Source organism: Microbacterium sp. NPDC056234 (genome assembly GCF_042267585.1).
Classification (GTDB): domain Bacteria; phylum Actinomycetota; class Actinomycetes; order Actinomycetales; family Microbacteriaceae; genus Microbacterium.
In genome coordinates this window covers 361,456-370,181 of the sequence record NZ_JBHJTE010000005.1, presented here as the reverse complement: position 1 = coordinate 370,181, position 8,726 = coordinate 361,456, and the positions used below count along the sequence as shown (strand labels likewise).

At 68.3% G+C, this 8,726-nt stretch carries 9 protein-coding genes and 1 rRNA gene; 6 read left to right on the top strand and 4 right to left on the bottom strand.

The annotated features are described in order from the left end of the window. Positions 1–90: ribosomal RNA gene (gene rrf / locus ACFCYE_RS15605) — 5S ribosomal RNA — on the top strand; the annotation flags it as partial. Between the two features lie 91 nt (positions 91–181). After that, entirely contained in the window at positions 182–532 is a 351-nt protein-coding gene (locus tag ACFCYE_RS15600) for an iron chaperone (RefSeq protein WP_376180146.1), read from the top strand. 28 nt (positions 533–560) lie between these two features. Here the strand turns inward: ACFCYE_RS15600 and ACFCYE_RS15595 are convergent, their stop codons facing one another. Then, positions 561–1,256: a LysE/ArgO family amino acid transporter gene (locus tag ACFCYE_RS15595; protein WP_376180144.1), complete on the bottom strand. Its 696-nt coding sequence runs from the start codon at positions 1,254–1,256 to the stop codon at positions 561–563. 70 nt (positions 1,257–1,326) lie between these two features. Between ACFCYE_RS15595 and ACFCYE_RS15590 the strand changes: the two genes are divergently transcribed. Continuing rightward, entirely contained in the window at positions 1,327–2,220 is an 894-nt protein-coding gene (locus ACFCYE_RS15590; protein WP_376180142.1) for a LysR family transcriptional regulator ArgP, read from the top strand. 4 nt (positions 2,221–2,224) lie between these two features. On the opposite strand, the gene ACFCYE_RS15585 is transcribed toward ACFCYE_RS15590, so the two are convergent. Further along, positions 2,225–2,902, bottom strand: a complete 678-nt coding sequence (locus tag ACFCYE_RS15585) for a YqaJ viral recombinase family protein (RefSeq protein WP_376180140.1) — start codon at positions 2,900–2,902, stop codon at positions 2,225–2,227. Between the two features lie 55 nt (positions 2,903–2,957). Continuing rightward, positions 2,958–4,346, bottom strand: a complete 1,389-nt coding sequence (locus tag ACFCYE_RS15580; protein ID WP_376180180.1) for a glucose-6-phosphate dehydrogenase — start codon at positions 4,344–4,346, stop codon at positions 2,958–2,960. 114 nt (positions 4,347–4,460) lie between these two features. Between ACFCYE_RS15580 and ACFCYE_RS15575 the strand changes: the two genes are divergently transcribed. The 3 genes from ACFCYE_RS15575 to rplL all read left to right on the top strand — a co-directional run bounded on the left by ACFCYE_RS15575 (position 4,461) and on the right by rplL (position 7,396). Then, complete coding sequence (locus tag ACFCYE_RS15575) at positions 4,461–6,248, top strand: glycoside hydrolase family 15 protein (RefSeq protein WP_376180139.1); 1,788 nt, start codon at positions 4,461–4,463, stop codon at positions 6,246–6,248. Between the two features lie 227 nt (positions 6,249–6,475). After that, a complete protein-coding gene (gene rplJ / locus ACFCYE_RS15570; protein ID WP_376180137.1) occupies positions 6,476–6,964 on the top strand; it encodes a 50S ribosomal protein L10 in 489 nt (162 codons plus the stop codon). Positions 6,965–7,012: 48 nt separating this feature from the next. After that, positions 7,013–7,396, top strand: coding sequence for a 50S ribosomal protein L7/L12 (rplL, locus tag ACFCYE_RS15565; RefSeq protein WP_029261007.1), 384 nt, complete (start codon positions 7,013–7,015; stop codon positions 7,394–7,396). Between the two features lie 65 nt (positions 7,397–7,461). Here the strand turns inward: rplL and ACFCYE_RS15560 are convergent, their stop codons facing one another. Continuing rightward, entirely contained in the window at positions 7,462–8,460 is a 999-nt protein-coding gene (locus ACFCYE_RS15560; protein ID WP_376180135.1) for a LacI family DNA-binding transcriptional regulator, read from the bottom strand. Positions 8,461–8,726 lie beyond the last annotated feature (266 nt).

The window sequence follows — 8,726 nt, the reverse complement described above, 5'->3', positions numbered from 1 at the left end:
CCCGGTTACATTCCGAACCCGGAAGCTAAGCCTCACAGCGCCGATGGTACTGCAGGGGGGACCCTGTGGGAGAGTAGGACACCGCCGGACTTCTTTTAAAAAGAGGCCACCCCAATGCTGGGGTGGCCTCTTTTGCGTTAAGCGCTCGCGCTTCGCGTGAGCCGCGTGGCAGGATCGTGCCATGGGCACCGTCGACGACTATCTCGACTCCCTCATCGACGCGGATCGCGCAGCTGTCGGCCGGGTGTACGGGATCGCCCTCGAGCTTGTGCCCGAGGCGGAGCAAGGTGTCGGCTACGGAATGCCGGCGCTCACTTATCGTGGCCGGCCCTTGGTCTCGGTCAAGCGGACCAAGACCCATTTCGGGGTGTATCCCTTCAGTGCGGCCGTCGTGACCTCCGTCTCAGCGCAGCTCGAGAGCCATATCGGAGGCAAGGGCACCATCAGGTTCCATCTCGATGACCCGTTGTCGGAACAGACGATCCGGACGATCGTGGCCGCCAGGCGTGAGGAGATCGACCGGCTCAGCTGAAGCGTCCGGCCGAAGAGGCTGCGACCCGTCAGCCCTGCAGCACCGGAATGATGAGGGTCGCGGCGATGGCGACCATCACGACTGCGATCACCGCGTCGAGGACCCGCCACGCGCGTGGTGTCCGCAGCCAGCGTCCGAGATGACGGGCGCCGAATCCGAGCGCTGTGAACCACAGGCAGCTGGCCGTGATGGCCCCTGTCGCGAAGAGCCAGCGATCTTCGCCGTGCGTCGCCGCGATGGAGCCCAGCATCAACACGGTGTCGAGGTAGACGTGCGGGTTCAGCCAGGTGAGCGCGAGGGCGGTCAGGACGACAGGAGTCGCTGCACGCGCGGTCGTCGGGAGCTCTGCGGTCACCGTCCGAGTCCCGGTCACGGCAGTCACCGGGCCGGCGGGGCGACCAGCGAGCGCGGCGTCGTCCTGTCCAGGGTCGAGCGTGTCAGCCGTGCCCCGCCATGCCCGTCGGGCAGCGAGCACCCCGTAGCCGAGCAGGAAGGCGAATCCCAGCCAGCGGGCGACGGGGATGAGCCAGGGTGCGCCCTCGACGAGGAAGCCCAGTCCGGCCACTCCGGCCGCGATCAGGACGGCATCCGACGCGGCGCAGATGATCACGACCGCGAGAACGTGCTCGCGTCGGATTCCCTGACGCAGGACGAAGACGTTCTGCGCCCCGATCGCGACGATGAGCGACAGACCGAGGCCGAGACCGGCGAGAACGGGGAGCATGCTTCCACGCTAACGAGGAGGTCAGATTAGGTACAGCGATGATTCCTGATGGTGCATTAGGCTGGTTAATGTGAACCGCATCCCCTTGGAGGCGGCGGCGACGGTCGCCGCGATCGTCGACACGGGAAGCCTCGATCAGGCTGCCCGCGCGCTCAGCGTGACGCCCTCGGCGATCAGCCAGCGCCTCAAGAGCCTCGAGGAGCAGGTCGGGCGTGTGCTCATCGTGCGCGGCCGGCCGGCGACGGCGACCGCGGCGGGCGAAGCGATCGTGCGGCTCGCGCGGCAGGTGGCGCTCGTCGAGCACGACGCCCTGTCCGACCTCGGGCTCGACGACGCCGAGGCGACCAGGATCGCGGTGCCGCTCGCGGTGAACGCGGATTCCATGGCGACGTGGTTCCTGTCGCCCCTGGCCCGCTTGGCGCGTGATCGGCGGATCGACTTCGATCTCCACCGCGATGACCAGAATTTCACCGCACGACTGCTCGAGTCGGGCACGGTCATGGCTGCCGTGACCTCAGAGGACTCACCCGTGGCCGGTTGCACCGTGGCGCCGCTCGGAGTGCTGAGCTATCAGGCGATGGCGACGCCCGAGTTCGTCTCGCGCTGGTTCGCCGATGGTGTCACGCCGGCATCGCTGCAACGCGCGCCGTTCGTCGATTTCGACCGGCGGGATTCGCTCCAGCACAGTTGGCTCGCCTCGCAGGGCGTCGACGAGGTCGGCGTCCCGCGGCACTATGTGCCGGCGTCTCACGACTACGCGCTGGCTGTCACGCTCGGTCTCGGCTGGGGGATGGTTCCCGCGCTCCAGGCGTCCGAAGGCACCGACTCAGGCGCCCTTCGGCCGTTGGGCGGGGAGCCGATCCGCGTGCCGCTGTACTGGCAGCAGTGGAACCTGCGTTCCGAGCTGCTCGACGCCATCGCGGCGGAGATCGCCGCAGAGGCGACGCGGGTCCTCGAGCGCTGAGCGGTCAGTCCGAAAGGGCGAGGGCGCGGAACATGTCCCGTTCCCGCAGTGCCGCGCGCCGGTCGTCCGTCGGGGCGATCCTGGACGGCGGCTGCTGCCCTGTGGTGCGGTGGTAGAGCTCGTCGATCAGCCGGTTGGCCATGTGCACGAGCCGACCGATCTCCTTGTCGTCGCGGTCGATCCACACGCATCGAGGCTCGTCGTGGATCGGCCGGAACTGGTCGTGCTCCTCCCAGACGAAGAGCGTGCGCTCGGCGCCGAGGACGTGCTGCTGCCACCAGACCTGTCGCAGATACGTCCGAGGGATCGTCCGCCAGTCCTTGTTCGTCGTCTTGATCTCGGCCAGGATGACGCGGCCAGCCGTGTCCTCCATGATGCCGTCCGGAGTCGCCAGGTGCCGATGTTCGAGCTCGGCGCGGAACAACGCCGACGACGGCTGGATGCCGTGGGTCGCCGCCACCCAAGCAGCGATCTCGGGCTCGCGCCGTCGACCGTGGTCGGTATACGCATTGCCCCCGAAGCGCGCGCCGTTGCCGAGCTTGGAATCGGCGGCGCGAGCGATCGATTTCTCGCCGGACAGACCGGCGACGTCGGTCGCCGTGATCCCGCGCGCCCTGGCGCGAAGCCATGCGACGCGATCGCGGGAGTCCGCGATGATGCGCGCTTGGAGTTCCGGGGTCACCAATAGACCATAACCCCGACCGCCGACGCGGCAGAGCCGACCCACCGCGGGAGGCTCAGTGCGACGTCGTCCAACCAGCCGGCCCGCCCGACCCCGCGGCATACTCCTCGAGTGGCACGTCGCCGTGCTCCCATGCGCGCGCGATCGGATCGACGATCCGCCAGCACTGCTCGGCCGCATCGCCGCGAACCGCCAGCATCGGGTCGCCGTCCAGGATGCTGGAGAGGACCTCCGCGTACGCTCGCAGCGCGCCTTCGCCGAACTCGGTGGACAGCGTCGCCCTTTCGAGCTCGAGGGGGTCGGCCGCGCCGTTGACGTTGATCTCGAGATCCATGCGGTCGGGCCCCAGCCAGAAGCGCAGTTCCGCGCCCTCGGCGGACCCCGTGAACCCGTTCGGCAGGTGGCGGACCGGGCGGAAGCGGACCGTGATGAGCTGTCGGGGGTCCCCGATGGCCTTGCCGGAGCGCAAGGTGAACGGCACACCTGCCCACCGTGCGTTGCGCACCTCGAACGTCGCCTCGGCCAGAGTCTCTGTGCCGCGCGAGGGGTCGACCCCCGGTTCGTCGACGTAGGAAGGCAGCGGGACGGTTCCCACGGTGCCGGCGGCGTAGCGCGCCCGTCGCGATGCGGACACCGGATCGTCCTTCCACACGTGCGTCGCACGCAGCACCGCGGTGGTCGCCTCGCGGAAGTCGATCTCGTCGAGCGCCGCCGGTTCCTCCATCGCGAGAACCGCGAGCACCTGCAGCAGATGGCTCTGGATCATGTCGTCCATGGCGCCGGCCCCGTCGTAGTAGCCGGCACGTCCTTCCAAGCCGAGACTCTCGTCGAAGACGATCGTGACCGACTCGACGTGCTCGGCATTCCAGACCGGTGGGAGCAGGCGGTTCGCGAACCGTGCGCCGAGGAGGTTCAGCGTCGTCGAGCGTCCCAGGAAGTGGTCGACGCGGAACACCTGCCGTTCCGGAACGAGCCGCGTCAGGGTGGTGTTGAGCTCTGCCGCACTCGCCTCGTCCGTGCCGAACGGCTTCTCGAGCACCAGCATCGATCCGGCGGGGAGGTCGTCGGGGGACAGCGATGCGCACGCCGCCGCTGCGACGGAGGGCGGTACGGCGAAGTAGAGCGCCGACCTTTCGGGGAGTCCGCCCAGCAGCGCGCGGACCTGGTCGGGCTCCATCAGGTCGCAGCGCAGGTACTCGATCGACAGCTGGTCGACGCTCGCCTCGGCATCCGCGCTCGAGAACGAGGCGGCGACGACCGCGCGCAGCTGATCGTCCGTCCAGTCCTCGCGATCCGCGCCGATCAGTCGGATCCTGCGCGACTGCTCGAGAGCGAGCAACTGACCGAGTGCCGGGAGGAGCAGACGCGAGCTCAGATCGCCGCAGGCGCCGAAGACGACGAGGGTCGTCGTGTCGTCGGGTGTCGCATGGACCGGGGCTGCCATCGGACTCGTCTCGTCCGAGGTCGTCTCGTCGCGCATGGGGCTCACAGTAGACGCCGACGACGTGCGCCGCCAGACCGTTGCCCGACCGCGCTGAGCATGCCAGACTCGTGCCCCATGCCGGCACCGATCGAAGACTATGCGCTGCTCAGCGACTGCCGGACGGCGGCGCTGGTCTCGAAGGGCGGCAGCGTCGACTGGCTCTGCGTTCCCCGGTTCGATTCCCCGTCCGTGTTCGGGGCTCTTCTGGGTGAGCCGGCGCATGGCCGCTGGAGTCTGCGTCCGACGACGCCGGCGCAGGTGACGAGGTCGTACCTTCCGGACACGTTCATCCTGGTCAGTCGGTGGGAGACCGCCGAGGGCGTGGCCGAGGTGCAGGAGTTCCTCTCGCTGCACGATGAGCGCACGCACCTCGTGCGAAGGGTCGTCGGAATCTCCGGAGTCGTCGATCTGGAGACAGAACTGCGGCTCCACTTCGACTATGCGAGAGCGCTGCCGTGGGTGCGGCAGATCGGGACCGACGCGGAGCCGGCGCTGTGGGCGACAGCAGGCCCGGACGCCGTGGTCGTCCGCGGAGTCCGATTGAATGCGAGCGATCACGCTCACGTCGGAACGTTCACGGTGGCCGCCGGCGAGACCGTCGATCTGATCCTCAGCTGGTTCGGCTCCTCGCAGCAGACACCGCAGCCGATCCAGGTCGATCGATCGCTCGCCGTGACGCGCTCGTGGTGGCAGGGGTGGGCGAGCGGCATCCAGCACGAGGGCTCGCACCGCGACTCCGTGACGCGCTCGCTGCTCACGCTCCGTGCCCTCACCCATCGCGACACGGGCGGCATCATCGCGGCAGCGACGACGTCGCTGCCCGAGGACTTCGGCGGCTCCCGGAACTGGGACTATCGCTACGTCTGGTTGCGGGATGCCGCGCTCACGCTCGAGGTGCTCATCACGCACGGCTTCCTGCGCGAGGCCGAGCACTGGCGGCGCTGGCTGCTGCGCGCCGTCGCCGGTGAACCGCACGAGGTGCAGATCATGTACGGCATCGCGGGCGAGCGCGACCTTCAGGAACGCGAACTCGTCTCGCTACCCGGTTACGACGGCGCCGCCCCGGTGCGGATCGGAAACGGCGCGGTGTCGCAGTACCAGGGCGACGTCATCGGTGAGGTCCTGGTCGCACTGGAAGCCGCACGGCTGGCAGGCGTCGAGGAGACGGAGTTCTCCTGGCCGCTGCAGCGCGCGCTCATCGAACGGGTGATCGCCGGTGCCGGCCGGCCGGACAACGGGATATGGGAGATCCGCGGCGAGCCGCGCTGGTTCACGCACTCGAGGGTCATGATGTGGGCGGCGCTCGACCGCGGGGTGCGCGCGGTGCGCGAGCACGGCATGGTCGGCGACGCGGAGAAGTGGGCCGGTGTGCGCGATGCGCTGCGCGCCGAGATCGAGGACCGCGGCATCCATCAGGACGGCCACTTCGTGCAGCACTACGAGACGGATGAAGTGGATGCCTCCCTGCTCGTCCTTCCGCAGGTCGGCTTCTGCGCGGCCGACGACCAGCGGATGCTGCGCACCGTCGCCCGTATGGAGAACACCCTGATGCGTGACGGCCTGCTCCTGCGCTATCGCGCCGCGACCGGTGTCGACGGATTACCCGGCGACGAGCATCCGTTCGTGGCCTGCAGCTTCTGGCTCGTGGAGCAGTACGCGGCCAGCGGGAGGACCCAGGATGCCGAGTCGCTCATGACGCGGTTGTGCGGCTTCGCCAGCGACGTCGGCCTGCTGGCGGAGGAGTACGATCCGCTCGAGCGGCGCCAGGCGGGGAACACCCCCCAGGCGCTGTCGCATCTCGCTCTCGTCAGGGCGGCGGATGCGCTCGCGGGACACGCGGGCCGCGCGGCGCATCGACACTGACCCTCGATTTGTCGGGACGAGTTCCCCGAGGTATCCTTGTCGTAACCGAAGACCGCTGGTCATCGTCGTGCGCGAGCAGGGCGATCGAAGCACTGCAATGCAGGGGCCCGCGCAGGACACGAACTGATTCAGCTCCGTGCGCTTGCGCCGGAGCTTTTTTGTTGCCGTGAAGGTCGAGGTCGGTGCCTCACCGCCGTGAGGCGCCTCGTACACACCAAGGAGTGACCATGGCGCAGAAGGATGCATCGGTCGCCGAGCTCACGAAGTCATTCGAGAACTCGTCCGCCGTTCTGCTGACCGAGTACCGCGGTCTGACGGTTGCCCAGCTCAAGGAGCTGCGCAACAGCATCCGTCAGGACGCTGAGTACGCCGTGGTGAAGAACACGCTGACCAAGATCGCCGCCAACAAGGCTGGCATCACCGCGCTGGACGACGACCTCAAGGGTCCGTCGGCTGTCGCGTTCGTGCACGGTGACTTCGTCGCCACTGCCAAGGCTCTTCGTGACTTCGCCAAGGCCAACCCGCTTCTCGTGATCAAGGCCGGCATCTTCGAGGGCAACGCGCTCTCCGCCGACGAGGTCAACAAGTACGCCTCCCTCGAGAGCCGCGAGGTTCTGCTGGCGAAGGCTGCGGGCATGATGAAGGCGACGATGGGCAAGGCTGCCGCCACCATCGACGCGCTTCGCGAAAAGCTGGAGACCGCCGAGGCCGCGTAAGCGACCGGTGTTCTCGTTCAACAAACCCCATCTATTAGGAGATACATCATGGCTAAGCTCACCACTGAGGAGCTGCTCGAGCAGTTCGCCGGCCTGACCCTCGTCGAGCTCAACGACTTCGTCAAGGCGTTCGAGGAGAAGTTCGAGGTCACCGCTGCTGCTCCCGTCGCCGTCGCGGGTGCCGCTGGTGGCGCTGGCGCTGCTGAGGCTGAAGAGGAGAAGGACTCCTTCGACGTCATCCTCGAGGCTGCCGGCGACAAGAAGATCCAGGTCATCAAGACCGTCCGCGAGCTCACCTCGCTGGGCCTCGGCGAGGCCAAGGCCGTCGTCGACGGCGCTCCCAAGGCCGTCCTCGAGGGCGCCAACAAGGAGACCGCCGAGAAGGCCAAGGCTGCTCTGGAAGAGGCAGGCGCCACGGTTACCCTCAAGTAATCACCGCGTCTGAACGCTTCGAAAGGCCCCGGGTTCGCCCGGGGCCTTTCTGCGTGTACGAGGACTCAGGATGCCGGTGCGGCCGTCGAGTTGCGCATCACGAGCGTGGATGCCGCGGCCACGTGCTCGATCTCGGCATCCTGATCCTCGAGCCGGGCCAGCAGCAGGCGTACGGCCTCGCGACCCTGCTCGCGCGGGCGCTGGCGAATCGTCGTGAGCGCGAACATCTCCGCGTCGCGGTGGTCGTCGATGCCGATGACGCTGAGCTGGGATGGGACGGCGATACCGAGGCGACGGGCGGCGATGATGGTTCCGATCGCAGCTTCGTCGCACACTCCGACGACGGCTGTGGGGCGCGAGCGCCGGTCGCCGAGCAGGTCGGCCGCGGCCGCGTATCCGCTCGACATCGACGATTGCGCGAACGCGACCCGCGGTTCGGCGCCCGCGGTCGACATCGCATCCCGGTACCCGGCCAGGCGCCGTTCGTCGCCGACGCTGTCCTGACCGGAATCGAGAGTGCCGATGAACGCGATGTCGGTGTGCCCCAGGTCCAGCAGATGCTCGGTCGCGATGCGCGCGACGCTCAGATCGTCGATCGAGATCGCGCTCGCGCCTTCGCTGTATGGGCCGACCCCGACCAGTGCTCGGTCGAGGCGGAGCAGGCGCTCGAGCTCCTGGGCGCTGGGTTGGATGCCGGCGGCGATGAGTCCGTCGAATCGGCGGCGGGGGAGGACCTCCTCGAAGACGCGCTCGCGGATGCGGCTGCCCTCGCGGATGTCGTAGAGCGCCAGATCGAGGTCGGCGTCCAGCAGCGACTCCTGGACGCCGGCGACCAGCTCGGTGAAGAACCAGCGATCGAGCGTCGGGACGATCACCGCGATCGTGCCGGTGCGGCCGGTGGCCAGACTGGTCGCGGAGGAGTGGGCGACGTAGAGGAGCTCCCGTGCGGCATCCACCACCCGCTCGCGCGTCTCGTCCGAGACGTAGCCGCGACCGCTGAGCGCGCGACTGGCCGTCGCCTTGGACACGCCGGCTCGCGCAGCGACGTCCGCGATCGTGCTCATGCGTCCTCCTCGACACCGCGCGCTCCAGAGCGCACGAAGTCGAGGATAGTCCGCGGGGCCGCGAAACGGAACCGGTTCCACATGATCGCCACGGGAGCGCTCCCATGTGAATGAGGCGAAGCGGGCAAAAGGTTGTCGGGTTGTGATGATTCGCCATTGTGCCGGGCGGCTTCGGGCAAGTAGGTTGGCCTGGAATCGGTTCCCGATTCGGCCGCGGACGAGACGGTCGATTCTTCTGGGGACGTGAACTCGAGGAGGAGAAATCA